This is a genomic window from Paraburkholderia graminis (assembly GCF_003330785.1).
Taxonomy (GTDB): Bacteria; Pseudomonadota; Gammaproteobacteria; order Burkholderiales; family Burkholderiaceae; genus Paraburkholderia; species Paraburkholderia graminis.
Genome location: NZ_CP024934.1, coordinates 971239 through 986696 on the forward strand (window position 1 = coordinate 971239; position 15458 = coordinate 986696).

Annotated in this window: 12 protein-coding genes; 3 read left to right on the forward strand and 9 right to left on the reverse strand. The window is 61.6% G+C overall.

All coding sequences use genetic code 11. The features are described 5' to 3' along the window. Positions 1 to 59 precede the first annotated feature (59 nt). Entirely contained in the window at positions 60 to 3287 is a 3228-nt protein-coding gene (ppc, locus tag CUJ91_RS04275) for a phosphoenolpyruvate carboxylase (protein ID WP_114155875.1), read from the reverse strand. Positions 3288 to 3758: 471 nt separating this feature from the next. Between ppc and hemC the strand changes: the two genes are divergently transcribed. From hemC to CUJ91_RS04290, 3 genes are read left to right on the forward strand one after another with little or no spacing between them, the layout of a single operon-like run. Then, positions 3759 to 4784: a hydroxymethylbilane synthase gene (hemC, locus tag CUJ91_RS04280; RefSeq protein ID WP_029971904.1), complete on the forward strand. Its 1026-nt coding sequence runs from the start codon at positions 3759 to 3761 to the stop codon at positions 4782 to 4784. Beyond that, complete coding sequence (gene hemDX / locus CUJ91_RS04285; RefSeq protein ID WP_114155876.1) at positions 4784 to 6817, forward strand: fused uroporphyrinogen-III synthase HemD/membrane protein HemX; 2034 nt, start codon at positions 4784 to 4786, stop codon at positions 6815 to 6817. The genes hemC and hemDX overlap by 1 nt, the downstream gene beginning before the upstream one ends. A 2-nt stretch (positions 6818 to 6819) precedes the next feature. Continuing rightward, on the forward strand, positions 6820 to 8010 hold the full coding sequence (locus tag CUJ91_RS04290; protein WP_006048472.1) for a heme biosynthesis protein HemY: 1191 nt from the start codon (positions 6820 to 6822) through the stop codon (positions 8008 to 8010). 118 nt (positions 8011 to 8128) lie between these two features. Here CUJ91_RS04290 and CUJ91_RS04295 read toward each other — a convergent pair whose 3' ends face one another. From CUJ91_RS04295 to CUJ91_RS04330, 8 genes are all read right to left on the reverse strand, one after another. Next, positions 8129 to 8599, reverse strand: a complete 471-nt coding sequence (locus tag CUJ91_RS04295) for a hypothetical protein (protein WP_029971906.1) — start codon at positions 8597 to 8599, stop codon at positions 8129 to 8131. 453 nt (positions 8600 to 9052) lie between these two features. Continuing rightward, positions 9053 to 9760, reverse strand: coding sequence for a hypothetical protein (locus CUJ91_RS04300; protein WP_114155877.1), 708 nt, complete (start codon positions 9758 to 9760; stop codon positions 9053 to 9055). 87 nt (positions 9761 to 9847) lie between these two features. Then, positions 9848 to 10747, reverse strand: a complete 900-nt coding sequence (locus tag CUJ91_RS33965; RefSeq protein WP_153067610.1) for a hypothetical protein — start codon at positions 10745 to 10747, stop codon at positions 9848 to 9850. A gap of 224 nt (positions 10748 to 10971) precedes the next feature. Continuing rightward, entirely contained in the window at positions 10972 to 11616 is a 645-nt protein-coding gene (locus tag CUJ91_RS04310; protein ID WP_153067611.1) for a DUF6602 domain-containing protein, read from the reverse strand. A gap of 375 nt (positions 11617 to 11991) precedes the next feature. Then, positions 11992 to 12195, reverse strand: a complete 204-nt coding sequence (locus CUJ91_RS35350; RefSeq protein ID WP_482811980.1) for a CppA family protein — start codon at positions 12193 to 12195, stop codon at positions 11992 to 11994. A gap of 318 nt (positions 12196 to 12513) precedes the next feature. Then, the gene (locus CUJ91_RS04320; RefSeq protein WP_006048463.1) at positions 12514 to 13203 is read right to left on the reverse strand and encodes a hypothetical protein; all 690 of its coding nucleotides are present in this window, start codon (positions 13201 to 13203) and stop codon (positions 12514 to 12516) included. Continuing rightward, entirely contained in the window at positions 13203 to 13685 is a 483-nt protein-coding gene (locus tag CUJ91_RS04325) for a glycoside hydrolase family 108 protein (protein WP_114155881.1), read from the reverse strand. Before CUJ91_RS04325 ends, CUJ91_RS04320 begins: the two co-directional genes overlap by 1 nt. 51 nt (positions 13686 to 13736) lie before the next feature. Then, positions 13737 to 15137: a tetratricopeptide repeat protein gene (locus CUJ91_RS04330; RefSeq protein WP_114155882.1), complete on the reverse strand. Its 1401-nt coding sequence runs from the start codon at positions 15135 to 15137 to the stop codon at positions 13737 to 13739. Between the last annotated feature and the right edge of the window lie 321 nt (positions 15138 to 15458).

The window sequence follows — 15458 nt, forward strand, 5'->3', positions numbered from 1 at the left end:
GGCTTTATTTCAACCGCACGGCAGCAACGTTCTCAATTCTCAAACGTCGCCGCGCACCTTCAGCCCGTATTCCGCAAGCCCGCCGCAATCCCGTTGATCGTCAAATGAATCCCGCGCCGCACGCGCGCGTTGGTATCGCCCGAGCGATGGCGTTTGAGCAATTCCACCTGCAAGTGATTGAGCGGATCGAGATACGGAAAACGGTTCTTGATCGAGCGCGCGAGCAGCGGATTTTCCGCGAGCCGCTCGCTCTTGCCGGTGATCTCCGACAACACCTTCGAGGTGCGCTCCCATTCCGCGACGATCCGCTCGAACACATGCTTGCGCAGCTTCTTGTCGGACACGAGCGCCGCGTAGCGCGAGGCCACCGCGAGGTCGGTCTTGGCGAGCACCATGTCCATGTTCGACAGCAGCGTCGAGAAGAACGGCCAGCTCTTGTGCATCTTCTTGAGCAGCGCAAGACGGCGCCCACGTTCGGCGTCGCTCGGCGCGCCGTCGAGAAACGCGGCGACCGCGCTGCCGAAACCGTACCAGCCCGTCAGCAGCAGCCGGCATTGGCCCCACGAAAAACCCCACGGAATCGCGCGCAAATCTTCGATCTTGCGTTGCTTCGGATCTTGTAATTTGCGCGACGCCGGACGGCTGCCGATGTTCAGCTCCGCGATCTCCGAGATCGGCGTCGACTCGAAGAAATACTCCTTGAAGCCGGGCGTTTCGTACACGAGCGCGCGATACGACGCCATCGCCGCGTCGGACAACTGCTGCATCGTTTGCTCGAATGCAGGCAGTTCGGCGGGCGCATTGCCGTGCGGCAGCAGCGACGCTTCGAGCGTCGCCGCGACCACCGTTTCCAGATTGCGCCGGCCGATGTCCGGGTTGCCGAACTTGCTCGCGATCACTTCGCCTTGCTCCGTCAAACGGATCTGGCCGTCGACGGTGCCAGGCGGCTGCGACAGAATCGCCTGATAGGTCGGGCCGCCGCCACGGCCGACGGTGCCGCCGCGTCCGTGGAAAAGGCGCAGCGTGATGCCGCGTTCGTTAAAGAGCGACACGAGCGCGAGTTCGGCGCGGTACAACTCCCAGTTCGACGTGAGGAAGCCGCCGTCCTTGTTGCTGTCCGAATAGCCGAGCATCACTTCCTGCTCGTTGCCCTGATGTTCGATGATCGAATCGACGCCCGGCAGCGCGAGCAGATCGCGCATGATGTGCGGCGCGTTGCGCAAGTCGGGAATCGTCTCGAAGAGCGGAATCACCATCAGCGCCGCTTTGGCCGGATCGTTCGCGTCACCGAGCCGCCCTTGCAGCAGGCCGGTTTCTTTTTGCAGCAGCATCACTTCGACGAGATCGCTGACCGTCTCCGTGTGCGAAATGATGTAGTTGCGCACCGCGCGCGCGCCGAATTTCTCGCGCGTGACACGGGCTTGCTCCAGCACGCCGAGTTCGCTTTTCACGAGATCCGAGTAGTCGGCATACGGCAGGCGCAACGGACGCGGCTGCGCGAGTTCGGCGAGCAGCACGTCGAGCTTCTCGCTTTCTTCGAGCGCCGCGTAGTCGTCGTGGACGCCCGCGCGCTTGAACAGCTCCGCGATCACTGCTTCGTGGATGTCCGAACTCTGACGCAAGTCGATGCTCGCAAGGTGGAAGCCGAACACTTCGGCCGCGCGCGCCAGCGGCGCGAGACGCGGCGCGGCGAGCGGCGCACCGTGATGTTCGGCGAGCGAATCGATCAGCACATGCAGGTCGCGCGCGAATTCGGCGGCGTCGTCATAAGGCGTGGCGCGAATCGGCGCTGCGCCACGTCCCGCGCTGCGCAGCGGCACGCTGCCTTCGCCGAGACGCACGCGCGCGCTTGCCGCGAGCCGCGTGTACATGCCGATCAGCGCGCGCCGATACGGCTCGTCCGTGCGATGCGGCGAACGATCCGGCGAGCTTTCCGCAAGCGCTTTGAGTTCGTCGCTCGCGCCGGCGAGCAGATTCGACACCGACAATTCCGCGCCGAGCTTGTGCACCTGCTCCAGATAGTGTTCGAAGATGACCTCGGCCTGGCGCGAGATCGCGTGCTCGAGCGTTTCGGCGGTGACGTTCGGATTGCCGTCGCGGTCGCCGCCGATCCAGCTACCCATCTGGAAGAACGGCGGCAGGCGCGCTTCGAGACCGTGCTCCTTCAGCGCTTCTTCGACATCGGCGTAGAGCGCGGGAATTTCCTCAAGGAAGGTCGCGCGGTAGTACGACAGCGCGTTCTCGATTTCGTCCGCGACGGTCAGCCGCGAGTCGCGCAGCATGCGCGTTTGCCATAGCGACGTGACGCGTGCGCGCAGCATCGTTTCGTTGTGCGCGCGTTCGCGGTCGGTCAACTGCTGGTCGCGTTCGGCGAGCAGGCGCGCGACGTCGTGCTCCGCATCGAGAATGCTCTTGCGCTGCACTTCAGTCGGGTGCGCGGTGAGGACGGGCACGATCAGCGCGTTGTTGAAAAACTGCTGCAACACCGGCGTTGCTGCGGCGCCCGCTTCGACGAGCCGCTCCAGCGCATAGGCGATGCTGCCCGGCTGCGGAGCCGAGCCCGCCAGCGCGTGAATACGATGGCGGCGGTTGCGGTGACGGTCCTCGGCGATATTCGCGAGGTGCGAGAAGTAGCTGAACGCGCGCACCACGCTGACCGTTTGCTCAGGGCTCAGCGAGCGCAGTTTCTTGTCGAGCGTTTGCGCGGCGGCGTTATCGTCCTCGCGACGAAAACGCACGGCCGTCTGCCGGATCGTTTCGACGACGTCGAACACCGCGTCGCCTTCCTGTTCGCGCAGCACGTCGCCGAGCAGGCGGCCGAGATAGCGGATGTCCTGGAAGAGCGGATGATCCTTGTCGTCGCGCGTGCGGCCGTTCGTTTTCGGCGCGGCGATGACGATGCTTTCCGAGGACACGGCTTGCAGGTTCGCCGCGTTGTCTTCGGCTTTGCTCTTCGTCTTCGCCTTCGCGTTCGCTTTGCCGTTCTTCATCGCGGAGGCGGCCTCGTTCGCTTTGCCAGCCTTCGATGTCTTGACGGTCTTTTCCGCTTTGACGGGCACCGAGGTTTTCCCGGCCTTGATGGCTTTGGCGGCGTTCGCGGCGGTGGCGGCCTTCGCGGCTTTCGCAGGCTTAGCGCCAGTCGTCGCGCGTTTAGCTTTGGCCGGTTGCGTGGCGTGTGCGTCCGCGGCGGACGAGGCGGAAGCCGTCGACGCGTCGTCGTCGGCAGTGGAAGCGTTGGGCGATGCAGTGTTGCGGCGGGCGGAGCGCGCCGATCCGGAAGACGTCACGATGGGTTTCCTCAGGGAAGCCAGGGTCTGTTAAGTGATGAACTGCTACTGCGGAACTCGAACTGCACTGAAACGGCAACGTGAACTGCATGAAGCGGTATGCACCGATGGCGATACGCCGGAGAGGATGGCCGCGCGTGACGAGGTCCGCATACGGCGCATGTTGCGCCGCATTGAATCATCGCGCATGCGGCGCCGCGATGCGCGAACGACCGTGCGTGAAGAGCTTGCTGCAAAGTCAAACGCACCACAGCCGCAAGTCGCCCGTATTTCGCACGCACAACGTCCTGGGCAGCCGCGCATGGCGCGACGCCCGTCTCCTCCATCGATACCGCGTCGGCACGGCGCCCCTTCCACCTCTACTCGAGCCTTGATCCGTAAGGGCGGCAGGCGGGCGAACCGAGGGGGAGAACGCAAGAGCGCGTGCTAACATTCCTTGTTATTCCATCCCGTCATTCAATCGACAAGCTAATGAACACCGAGACGTTTGCCGCGCCACCCCACACGCTTGTGATTGCTTCGCGAGAGAGCCGCCTTGCGATGTGGCAGGCGGAGCATGTGCGATGTGCGCTGCACAAATTATATCCATCTTGCGACGTAAAAATCCTCGGAATGACGACACGTGGCGATCAGATTCTCGATCGTACGCTGTCGAAGGTGGGTGGTAAGGGTCTCTTCGTCAAGGAACTGGAAGCCGCGCTCGCCGATGGCCGCGCCGACCTCGCCGTGCATTCGCTGAAAGACGTGCCGATGGAATTGCCCGCGGGCTTTGCACTATCCACGATCATGGAGCGTGAAGACCCGCGCGATGCGCTCGTCTCGAACGATTACGACTCGCTCGCCGCGCTGCCGGCCGGCGCCGTGGTCGGCACATCGAGCCTGCGCCGCGAAGCGATGTTGCGCATGCGCTATCCGCATCTCGAAGTGCGGCCGCTGCGCGGCAATCTGGACACGCGTCTCGCCAAGCTCGACCGCGGCGATTACGCGGCGATCATTCTCGCGGCGGCGGGGCTGAAGCGTCTCGGTCTCGAAGGCCGCATCCGCGCGCTGCTCGATCCGGAAGACAGCTTGCCCGCCGCCGGGCAGGGCGCACTCGGCATCGAGATTCGCGCCGACCGCGCGGAACTCGCGGCGTGGCTCGCGCCGCTGCATCACGAACACACGGCTGCGGCCGTCGAGGCGGAGCGCATGGTGTCGCGCGTGCTCGGCGGCAGTTGCGAAGTGCCGCTCGCCGCGTACGCGACATGGCATGACGGCGCGCTGCATCTGCGCGGCATCGTCGCCACGCCCGACGGTCAACGCGTGCTGAGCGCGCAGGCGTCGGCACCCGCGCCGACCACGGAACGCGCCATCGCATTGGGCCGCGAAGTGGCGAGCGCGCTCGAACAGCAAGGCGCGATGGACATCGTCCGCGCGTTGAGCACGGCGAGCGCGGTGGATGGCGCCGCGGCATCGTCCGGCAACGGCGCCGCGGACAGCGCGGTATCCGGCGACTGATGGCCGCCCATACCGACACTTCGGGCAACGCGTCGGCATCATCGCCGGCTGCCGGCAAGGCGGCGTTCACGGTCGTCATTACGCGACCGGCCGGTCAGTCGAGCGAACTGATTGAGCGGCTTGCCGCGGCCGGTGCCGTCACGCTCGACTTTCCACTGATCGACATCGCCCCGGTCGAAGACGACGCGCCGTTGCGCGCCGCGCTCGGCTCGCTCGAACGTTATGCGCTCGTCGTATTCGTGTCGCCGAACGCAATCGATCACGCGTTCGCCCGAAGCGGCGCGATCTGGCCGCATGCATTGCCGGTCGGCGTGGTCGGGCCGGGCAGCGTGCGCGCGCTCGCGCGTCACGGCGTGAATGCGCCGGCGCACCAGGTCATCAGCCCGGCGTCGGACGCCGACGAAGACAACGGCCGCTTTGATTCCGAAGGCCTCTTCGCCGCGATCGACGCAGCGCTCGGCGAGGCGAATCTCGAAGGCAAGCGCGTGCTGATCGTGCGCGGCGACGGCGGCCGCGAGTGGCTCGCCGACCGCCTGCGCGAAGCCGGCGCCGAAGTCGAAACGGTCGCCGCGTATCGGCGCCTCGTGCCCGAGCCGTCTATCGCGGCTTGGGCGCGCGTGCATCGACTGCTGGCGGGCGAACCGCACGCATGGCTTCTGACCAGTTCCGAAGGCGTGCGCAACCTGCACGAACTCGCGCAAGAACATCTCACCGCCGACGAAATCGCGCAGCTCAAGCGCGCGACGATCGTCGCGCCGCATCCCCGTATCGCGCAGACCGCGCGGGCATTGGGTTTTGATAGGATTACGGTGTCCGGCGCGGGCGACGAGCGCATCGCCCAAGCCTTGCTCGCCGCCCTGCCGACCGTAGTTCAACCGGTATCGTCCAATCCGGCTCATTCACCGGCTCAATCACGCATGACTGAAACGAACGCATCCACGAACGCTTCACCCCAGCCGGCCGCGACCGCAAGCTTGCCGCCGAACCAACCCTTCACGCCCTACGAAGCGCAAAAGCGCCGCAGCGCGAGCGGACCGCTGTTGTGGTTTGTCGTCGTGATTCTCGCTTGCGCCGCGGGCGTGGGCGGCTATGCGCTCAACCGCAAGCTGGAGCGCACCGAGCAGCAGCTTACGCAACGTCAGCAGGCGAACGACACGCAAGCCAACGAGTTGCGCATCAAGACCGAGCAGGCGCTCGCGACGGTGCGTCAGTCGGACTCGCAGGTCGCGCAACTGGAAGGCAAGCTCGCCGACGCGCAGGCCGGGCAGCAGGCGCTGCAACAGCAATACGCGGATCTCGCGCGCAATCGCGACGACTGGACGCTCGCCGAAGTGGGTCAGATGCTCTCGGCCGCGAGCCAGCAGTTGCAGCTGACCGGCAACACGCAGCTTGCGCTCTTCGCGCTGCAAAGCGCCGACACGCGGCTCGCCGCGTCGGACAGCACGCAGGCGGTTGCGGTGCGCAAGGCGATTGCGCAGGACATCGACAAGCTGAAGGCCGCGCCTTCCACCGACCTCACCGGTCTCGCGATCAAACTCGACAACGCGGTCGATCAGATCGACAGTCTGCCGCTTTCGGGCGAGGCGCCGATCGCGCATGCGACGCCGCAAGCGGCGACGTGGGCGGACACGGCCAAGGTCGCGGCGGCCACTGGCGAGCCGCGCTGGAAAGTGTGGTGGCGCGAGGTGACGACCGGCATCGGCCAGCAGTTGACGAGCCTCGTGCAGGTGCGCCGCATCGACAATGCGGACGCGATGATGGTCGCGCCCGATCAGGGCTACTTCGTGCGTGAGAACGTGAAGCTGCGTCTGTTGTCCGCGCGGCTCGCGCTCCTGTCGCGCAACCAGACGACGCTCAAGTCCGACCTGCAGGCTGCGCAAACGGCGCTGACGCGCTACTTCGATGCGTCGTCGAAGAAAACGCAAAACGTGGCCGATCTCGTCAAGCAGGTGGAAGCCGGTTCGGCCGCCGTCGAATTGCCGAATCTGAATACGAGCCTGCAGGCGGTCAATCAATACCGGAGCCGAGGTTAATCATGGCGATCCGGGGACTTCTATGGCTCGCGTTGCTGTTCACCATCGCGGTCGTGCTGGCGGTGGTCGGGCGCTTCGACATGGGACAGGTGCTGCTGGTGTATCCGCCGTACCGCATCGACATGTCGCTGAATCTGTTCGTGGTCGGGCTCGTGGTGCTGTTCATTCTGCTGTATGCGTTGTTGCGCATCGTGCGCAATATCTGGCGCATGCCGCAGCGCGTGGCCGCGTATCGTGCGCGCTCGCGTGTCGCGAAGGCGCACGCCGCGCTGCGTGACGCGATCGGCAATCTGTACGCGGGGCGTTTTTCGCGCGCGGAAAAGGCCGCGAAAGACGCGCTCGCGAATGGCGACAACAAGGGCGCGGCTGGCCTGATCGCGGCGGCGGCGGCGCATCGCATGCATGAATATGCGCGGCGCGACGAATGGCTCGCGCAGATCGACGAGGCCGACTGGCAGGACGCGCGTCTGATGGCCACCGCCGACATGCGCGCCGACGGCCGCGACGCCGACGGCGCGTTGGCCGCGCTCAAGGAAATGCAATCGCAGGGCGGGCGGCGCATTCACGCGCAGCAGATCATGTTGCGCGCGCAACAGCAATTGAAGAACTGGGGCGAAGTGCTCAAGCTCGTCAAGACGCTGGAAAAGCGCGAGGCGATTCATCCGGCGGTGGCCGTCCGTTTGCGGCAACTCGCAGCGGAGAATTTGCTGCGCGATCGTCGGCATAACGCCGATGCGCTGCTCGAACTATGGAATTCGCTGACGCCGACCGAGCGCCATTCGCCGCGTCTCGCCGATCTCGCCGCCGAACTGCTGGTGGCGCTGAATCGTCCGCAGGAAGCGCGCAAGATTGTCGAGGAAGCGCTCGCGCAGAATTGGGACGCGCGCTTGTTGCGTCGTTATCCGGATACGGCGGGCGGCGACGCGTTGCCGCTAATTCAGAAGGCCGAGGGCTGGCAGAAGGATCGTCCGGACGATGCGGACTTGTTGTTCGCGTTGGGGCGCTTGTGTCTGCATCAGCAGTTGTGGGGCAAGGCGCAGTCGTTCCTGGAGCGCGCGCTGAAGCTGGCCGATAACGAGACGCTGAAGATCCGGTCGCATCGCGCGTTGGCTCGCTTGCATGAGCAGCTTGGCGATGCGGAGAAGGCGAGCCTGCATTATCGCGAAAGTGCGTTGGCTATGAATATTGTTTGAGTTGGGTTTTGGGTTTTTGGATGATGGCCGCAGCGGGTGCTGCGGCCATTTTTTTTTGCGTTTTGTTTTTTGTTGCTTGTGCGGTTGGTTTGTGGTTTGCGCGGGTTGCGGCCGTTACTTAGTGTGGTGCGGCTGCGGGTGGTTGCGTGATGTTTGCGGTCACGGAGGCGGCGCGTTTCGTGGACGCGTTTTTGCCGCGCGATGTGCTTTCGTCCGCGGCAGTCGAAGAGGCGTTTGCTCTCTGCGATGCTTCGGCGAGCAGCTTCGTTGCATGATGCGCGGTGATGCGGCTGCGCGGGACGCCCTTCGCATCGAGTGCGATCACCTGGAACAACTCGCGGTCGCATTCGAGTTCCTGCTGATACTGCTCTGCTGTGTCGAGCAACAGTTCGATGAGCTTTTGACGGCGCTGTCTTTCGTCGCGCGAAACGGCAGGATTTCTAACTATCGACGACGCAAGTGTGATCAAGGTGTCCAGTTGAGCTACCTGCCGGTCGCAGAGGTCGAACGCGGATAGGGCGAGTTTTTCGTACTGGAGTGCGTCGACGGGTGGGCGCGAAGGTGTGTGGTTCTTGATGGGCTTGGTCATGGTGCGATCTCCCTGGTGCTGCTTTGGATCGCCCGGACACGCGCTTTTTTGAGGAAGGGTGAGCGGGCACGTGGCGGGGTTAGCAGACCGGCGTTGAAACCAAAACCGGCGAGCCTTGCGGCTCCCCCACCACGGCCCGCCCATTGAATTATAGACGTGCAGCAGTAGACGCACGGCCTGCCTGGGCAGGCGTGCGGGTTTCAACGTTCAGGCTGCTAAACCTGGTCGCAGGGTGTTTTCCGGCGACTTGGTGATTATAGGGGAGTGGGACTGTCTTGAATTTGGGGGAGTTGGGGGAATGCTTCGGAATGTTAAATGGGGGGCGGGGGGAGGAGACTGGTAAGGGGCCGACGTCGAGCCGGAGCAGACGCACAGTTTCGGATTCCCTGGCGACTGTTCACGAGGGACGAGCAGACATTCCCCATGCTCAGTGAGTAGAGCGCTGAAGTGTGATCACTTTGTGGCTTCGAGCAGGGCGACGAGATGTGCCTGCATCGCTTCGCGGCATTCCAGGAAACTGTCCATGATCTCCATGACGCTGGAGAATCGCACGTAGGTGCGCGGGTCATCGAACTGTCTTAGATTCCCTTTGACCAGTAACAGGTCCCAAGAGGACTCGGTGGTGTCGAGGGCAATGTAGAACGCGCCGACGTGCGCGATGAAGTTGCGGGCGCTGGCCAGCCTCTTAAACCAATTAGGGTCGACGCCACGCTCTTTCATCCACGAGTTGATTATCTCGATGCGCTGCTTGTCCGTGATGTGTTGCCCAACATGGTCGTATAGCGTTTCCATGAAAGCCTTCATCCTGTCGATACAAGCGTCGACCTCCGAGATAACGGAGTGGAGGTCCGCAATCATCAGGTATTTCATGTGATCGTCGACTCGCAGCGAGATGCCTTCGTGGTCCGGTGTCCACTGGTTTTCCTCCGTAACGTGTTGGTTGACCTCTTTCACCAGCGCAGACAAGTCTCGCTGCAGACGGCGCACGATGTGCCGAACCAGATTCATCCGCGTGGTAATGTGCAATCCGGCCTCGTTGACTGCGTCCGGCCGCACCGCCACACGGTTCTCGGTAACGGCTTTGTTCCATGCCGTATAGATCGGTAGCACCCATGGATCGCTGCCGAGCTCGCTGAGATGAAGCCACTGTGTGATCGCCATGGTTCCCCTTTCTCTATTTGTCGGCCACCGACTGAGCCAAGTAGTCGAAGATGGTGAAATGCACTTCGTGGGTCTGCGGCTATGGGTTCAGAGCCCGCAGGAAGATGTCGGCAACGCAGCACCTTGATTTTCTTCCCGCACGGCGTCCGTGAATTCGTGCAGCATCTTCGACAAAAATGCGTCGAGAACCCGCAGTCGTTCTTCTAGGGCCTCAGATAATGTACCTGCCTTTCCAATGAGATGAAGTACTTCACCACCGCCAATCAGACGAAAACCATCCCGTGTAAGGTTGTATGATCCTGCCGATGTGAATTCGTAATGCGAAATACGATCTCGAACAGAGACGCCCTCATTCCCATCGGAGACAACAAACGCGAATTGTTCGTCGAACTCATCGCAAACAACTTGCAGCCGCGTCGCAACATTGCTCGACCGTTTGGCCGTTAATACTTTCGAAAACCGATTAAATGAACTGCAATCGCACTTTAGATACCCTGCCATCGCGCGCGAGAGATACTCCAAGGTACGGCGATAAGCAAACACGTAAGCATGGTATTCGAATTCGAGCTTTTGCGTATTTCCAACGGCCACCGTTTGATTTGGAGGAATGGTAGAAAGATCGCGGTCTTGCAAGACGGAATGAACCGCAGACTCAATAGCTTTTATGTTGCCAAAATGGTATTCCACAGCCAGCCGAGCACTTTGCACGTTGTCGAAAATGCCTCCGACCAATCGCAGGTACCATCGTTCTCCTGCGGGCGTTGCTCTGAGCTCTTGCAACCAAGGAGGCTGCGGGGAAAAAAGGTAATTGTGGAGGTATTCAAATCCTTCATGTTGCTCTGGGGTTAAGGGTGGCACTCCTGCGATTTCTATTACGTCTACCACGGAGTCACCTGCGAGCGTCATTGCTCGGATGAGCGAGGCAATCTTGGGTTTCAGAACGCGGCTTTCTGTCATGGGATAGTTAAAAAAATAGCGGAGCTTCATTTCGAGGCGTTCGTGCGGGAATACTAGCTGTCACTCTTAATTTGAACGGCGGCACATCCGCGAAGACCGACCTTGTGCGTCTAAGGAGCAGGCCTGATAGATGACTGCTGATGTGCATGCGGATCGATCCCCACGTATGCCCACGCGCGCCTCTTGCGACGCCGAACTCCCACTTCCAGCGCTCAAGTGGTGCTCCTTTGCTTCCGGTTCCAATGTGCGCGTGGCTATGAAATGTACTTCTCCCATTCCACAGATCGCATCACCAGGCGCCCGGTTACTTTAGACAATAAAGCCAACAATCGAGCAAGACCAATGGCCGCATCGTCATAGCAAAGATACTCGTCAGAACCGAACTGTGGAAAGAGTAGGCCTTCGTTCTTGATTAGAATGCCTTTCGTTAAATCCAAATAAACATCTGGTTTACTCGCGTCGGATAGGGCGTTAAGTTTTTCGCCGATGACATGCAAATTTGATCCACCGTAAGTGAGGACAACGCTAAGAATCCGGTTGTATGGCCAGTCAATGTCACCCAGCTGTGCGCCTAAAAGTGTCGTCGGCTTCAAACGCTTCACACTTTCAATATTATCAGCGATGCTTTCTAGCACAGACGGCGAAATTTGGGTCTTAATCTCGAAAGTTGCGATGGTGCCTTCTTGAAATATTAGATCGTGACCGCTTGCGAACCTCAACCTAGGCATCGATTTCAACATCAACACAATATCTTGCTGCTTCGAGCGTTGTCCGGTTGAGTCGACAATCATGCCGCTCACCACGCTGGTCATCTCGGGAAGATGGCCAGTCAGAAAATCCTGAATCAGGCGCTCCCGCGCTGAGCCAGCTGTTGCCGCGTGACCCAGGACTTCGGTCATGTTGTACTGAGCGTTCAGTGCTGCGACAGCTCCCCGGCAATATTCTATTAACGGTTTCATTGTTCGATTTTTTGAGTCGTGTGATATGGCAAGCTATGAGCGATTAGCCTTTTGCATCGGCATTGTGGCCTTCCCGCAAAGGCGCATTTGTCGATGATCACGTCGACATCGTCTTCCACCAGACACTCAGCGAGGTCGATGACCCACTGTTCGTGTATCCGCATCGTCCAGTTGTACGGGATAAAGACTTCGGCTGTTGCGTATCTGCTGTCATTGGATGCGTCTTCATTCTCGCCCGGGGCGACCATTGTCCGGCGTTGGAGTAAGCCAGCGCCCTAGTAACGGAAAGCAAGCATACCCCGAATGGGTGACCAGCTAACGCCCGGGTACAGCTTCGGCTTCGATAGACCGGGGCTTCGCCTGCATCCGCACGCCGACTCGCCTGCATACGGTTATCAGATATGGCTTTCGCTTGCCGTCGCACTCCGCGGCCGAGCGCGCGATTGCTGCGTCGCCGACGCGCCCCATCTGCCTGCGCGCCAAATGACCGCTTGCTGAGCGGAGCCGACATCTGAGCATCTTAGCGAAGGATGAGCCGAGAGACTCTTCATGGCTGACTACATCCAACGCGCTCTACTCCGTGCTCCCCTCAACCTGCGTTCGACCCCGCACCACCTCAACGGCGGCTTCCGAACTTCAACCGCCATCCATCCGTCAACGCACGGCGGCCGGCACCATCTGTTCCTTCGCCCACATCCGCGCATTGTCGTTAGCCAGCCACCTACACATTGCTTGCCCGCCATTCGCACATCGCGATAACCGCGAATATCAGGTCCCGTCTCACCGCACGCGCCAGCGCAACTCTCAACCGCACACACCAACCATCGCACCTTCACATCACGCTCCACCAGTAAAAACCGGCCCCTGTCCCCCCGGCGCAAACGCCGGAAACATCTCGCCATGCGGCGCACTCCCCCCAGCATGCGGATGAGGCGCCGCCGCCGGTTCCCTCGACATAACAGCACTATCCGCGGTGATCGGCACACTCGGCTTCGCGAGCAGTTCCGTCTTTCTCATCGAACCCGCCGACGTACCGAAGTAATAGCCGATGATGCTGATCCACGCCGTGCCGAGCGCGCCGATCACCACGTTCACCAGATCGCGGTTCTCGTGAGGCAATTCCTTCAGGGCCATCAGCAGCAGGATGCCGAAGAAGCCGCCGGTCACCACCATCGCGAGCGCCTTGGGCACCCAATCCTTGTTGGCAATCCCCATCGCGCGCGCGTCGGCCCGATCGCCGGCCTGGATGCGTGCCATGTCGGTCTCATGCGCGAGATGGGCCTGCGCCGCAGTCACCATCAACTGCTGCAACTGCACCGCGTTGGCGCGCTCGGCCTGTCTGAGCTTGTCGAGTGCCGTCGGGTCGTTTAGCGCGGTTTCGATCGCGTGCGGATCGTTGGGTATGCCAAGCGTATGCGAGATGATGGCGGCGGCGGCAGTCACGCCCAACCCTCTCGGGCCGCCTATCAGGCCCGCAAGCAAAGGGGCCGTGCTGCCGATGCTCGACGCTACTTTTGACCAGTCCATCATGCAGCTCCAAGGAGAAGGTTGGTTGCCATACGGTCCGTCCATCCGCGGCTGAAAGTGGGCCACGTATGCAGGTTTCGCAGATACCGCAGCCGATACGCCACGAATCGCAGGACAAACCTCATCGGGTCCGCGCTCTTGACGGCGTCCAGCGTGTCCGGGCCGAACTTGCCGTCTTCCTGAGCGCCGGACGCCTTCTGCATCCACAACACAACGAGACCGCCGTTATAGTTCGCATCGAATATCTGGAAGGCGACCCGCGGATCGAGTTCATCCAGATGCAGCGGGTCCCAGTATTTTTCCTTGGCGATCTGCCTGGCGGTTTCAAGCGGCAGGTCCTTCATCGCGCCGGCATAACCGGAGCTACGCGCCACGCGTGCCGTCACGCCCCACATCGTTTCGCCGCCCGGGTCCGCGGGATGGAAGGAATATCCTCCTTCGCTTCCGATCAGAGCCCTGAACGCATCGTCGAAGCTGTTCATCTACTGTCTCCGTGCCTGCTACGTGATACTGCTGAAGAGGATGCCTTTGCACTAAGCCGTCAGCATCGCGATCGGGTTTTGTGTTGCATCAAGCTGACGTCTTGCGGGCTGATTTAAACGTGGGCGGCTCGTCGCATCCGAAGCCGGTTTGTCGGAACGCGTGACCGCCTGATACTCCTTGCTAAGCCGCGCGATACGGTCTTCGTGCGGCGAGAGCACATCCTTGTCGAGTTTCGATGCCTGCGCATACCGGCGCGCCGCTTCGCTCATCTCGCCACTTAGCTCGAGCGCACGGCCCCATCCCGCATACGACGGCGCGAGATCCGGCCGAAGCGATACGGCCTGAGAGAACTTCGCAATCGCATCGTTGTGACGCCCGACCGCGATAAGCGCCTCACCCCAGTCGTGCAACGTGTTGACCGAGTCCGGCTGCATACGATCGGCTTCCCTGAAAGCCTTCAGTGCTTCCGGATAACGATGCGCGTGCAACATGACGTCGCCCAAGAGACGCAGGTTCTCGGCGGTGCGCGATGATTTTTTTGCGCCGGCCTGGAGTTGTTCCAGCGCGTCGTCGATTCGGTGCTGCTGCTCGAGCGCAATCCCAAGACTGGCCCGCAGAATCGCCGAGCCTTCATAGCGGCGCAGCGCCTCGCGGCTCTGCGCTTCGGCGTCTTTCGCGAGGCCCTGGCTAACGAGCAGCCACGCCTTGCCGGCCTCCGCCCATTCGCTCTGCTTCGAAGCGGGCAGCGCAAGCACTTCATCGTAGATGCCGACGATCTCGCTGTAATTGCATTGCGCAAGCGAGCATTTCGTTTTCTGCACTTCGGTGAACAGATGGCTGGCCAGTATATTCGGCTCGGCAAGCCGCATCGCCTGCGAGGCAATGTCGCGCACGAATCTGTCGATGTCGCGTCCCGCGAACGTCACCTCGGCCTGGCGCGACTGGAACACACCGCCTTCGATCTGCACGTGCGCCATGTAGGAGTCCGCGGCATCGCCGAGCTTTGTGATGCCGATATGAACGACCACATCCTTCCGGTCGACGACCTCTTTTAGAAAGCGCACGGTCGTCGCATAGGACAGGTCCTGACCGGGAATCTGGATGTCGGGCTGTGCTTCGCTCGCGGTCAGCGCGTCGTGGGGAATGGAACCGGCATCGCGCCCGATCACCCGCATCTCAGACATGATCTTTTCGGCGAGGAAACTGGATGTGTAGCCGCGTTCGGCGAGAGACGGTGGCGTGGCCACGGGCGGCACCAGCAGTTGTTGCCTGAGCACGCCTTGCACGACGAGATAGCAGAACGCGACAGTGAGACTTCCCAGCAGCCACGGAAGCACGTAAGGCAAATACGCTTTGGGCGCGCCGAAAATCAGCCTTAAGGCGCGCAGCCAGGAGAAGGCGTGCAAGCCGTGGTGGGTTCCGCGACTGGCTTGTTGCTGAGCACTGGACATGACGCACCTCGTACGGCCCGATGTTGGTCAATAGACGACTCTTGACGGCGTCGTTTATGCATCGACCGTGCCATGGAACGGTGTGCCTTTACTGGCGGCTGGGTGGGGTTGTATGCCAGTGCGGAGAGCGGGGAAGTGTCGTTCGGTAGCCGACGGTTAGCGATGGAAGTTTGGTTGGGGGAGACATTGCACGGGGTGACTGGTCACTGTCGATGCGTGCTGGATTGAGCAGCGGCTTTGCGTGACTGCGTCAAGCTTGACCCAAATCAGCGCGTTGCACCCCTCGCTGCGGGGGCTAAGCAATTCTACGGCCGAGTGGAG

What these genes read in the sequence shown, in the direction of transcription:
- hemC (WP_029971904.1), top strand. Translation starts at nt 3,759, where the DNA reads ATGAACACCGAGACGTTTGCCGCGCCACCCCACACGCTTGTGATTGCT.
- hemDX (WP_114155876.1), top strand. Translation starts at nt 4,784, where the DNA reads ATGGCCGCCCATACCGACACTTCGGGCAACGCGTCGGCATCATCGCCG.
- CUJ91_RS04290 (WP_006048472.1), top strand. Translation starts at nt 6,820, where the DNA reads ATGGCGATCCGGGGACTTCTATGGCTCGCGTTGCTGTTCACCATCGCG.
- CUJ91_RS04295 (WP_029971906.1), bottom strand. Translation starts at nt 8,599, where the DNA reads ATGACCAAGCCCATCAAGAACCACACACCTTCGCGCCCACCCGTCGAC.
- CUJ91_RS04300 (WP_114155877.1), bottom strand. Translation starts at nt 9,760, where the DNA reads ATGGCGATCACACAGTGGCTTCATCTCAGCGAGCTCGGCAGCGATCCA.
- CUJ91_RS33965 (WP_153067610.1), bottom strand. Translation starts at nt 10,747, where the DNA reads ATGAAGCTCCGCTATTTTTTTAACTATCCCATGACAGAAAGCCGCGTT.
- CUJ91_RS04310 (WP_153067611.1), bottom strand. Translation starts at nt 11,616, where the DNA reads ATGACCGAAGTCCTGGGTCACGCGGCAACAGCTGGCTCAGCGCGGGAG.
- CUJ91_RS35350 (WP_482811980.1), bottom strand. Translation starts at nt 12,195, where the DNA reads ATGCTCAGATGTCGGCTCCGCTCAGCAAGCGGTCATTTGGCGCGCAGG.
- CUJ91_RS04320 (WP_006048463.1), bottom strand. Translation starts at nt 13,203, where the DNA reads ATGGACTGGTCAAAAGTAGCGTCGAGCATCGGCAGCACGGCCCCTTTG.
- CUJ91_RS04325 (WP_114155881.1), bottom strand. Translation starts at nt 13,685, where the DNA reads ATGAACAGCTTCGACGATGCGTTCAGGGCTCTGATCGGAAGCGAAGGA.
- CUJ91_RS04330 (WP_114155882.1), bottom strand. Translation starts at nt 15,137, where the DNA reads ATGTCCAGTGCTCAGCAACAAGCCAGTCGCGGAACCCACCACGGCTTG.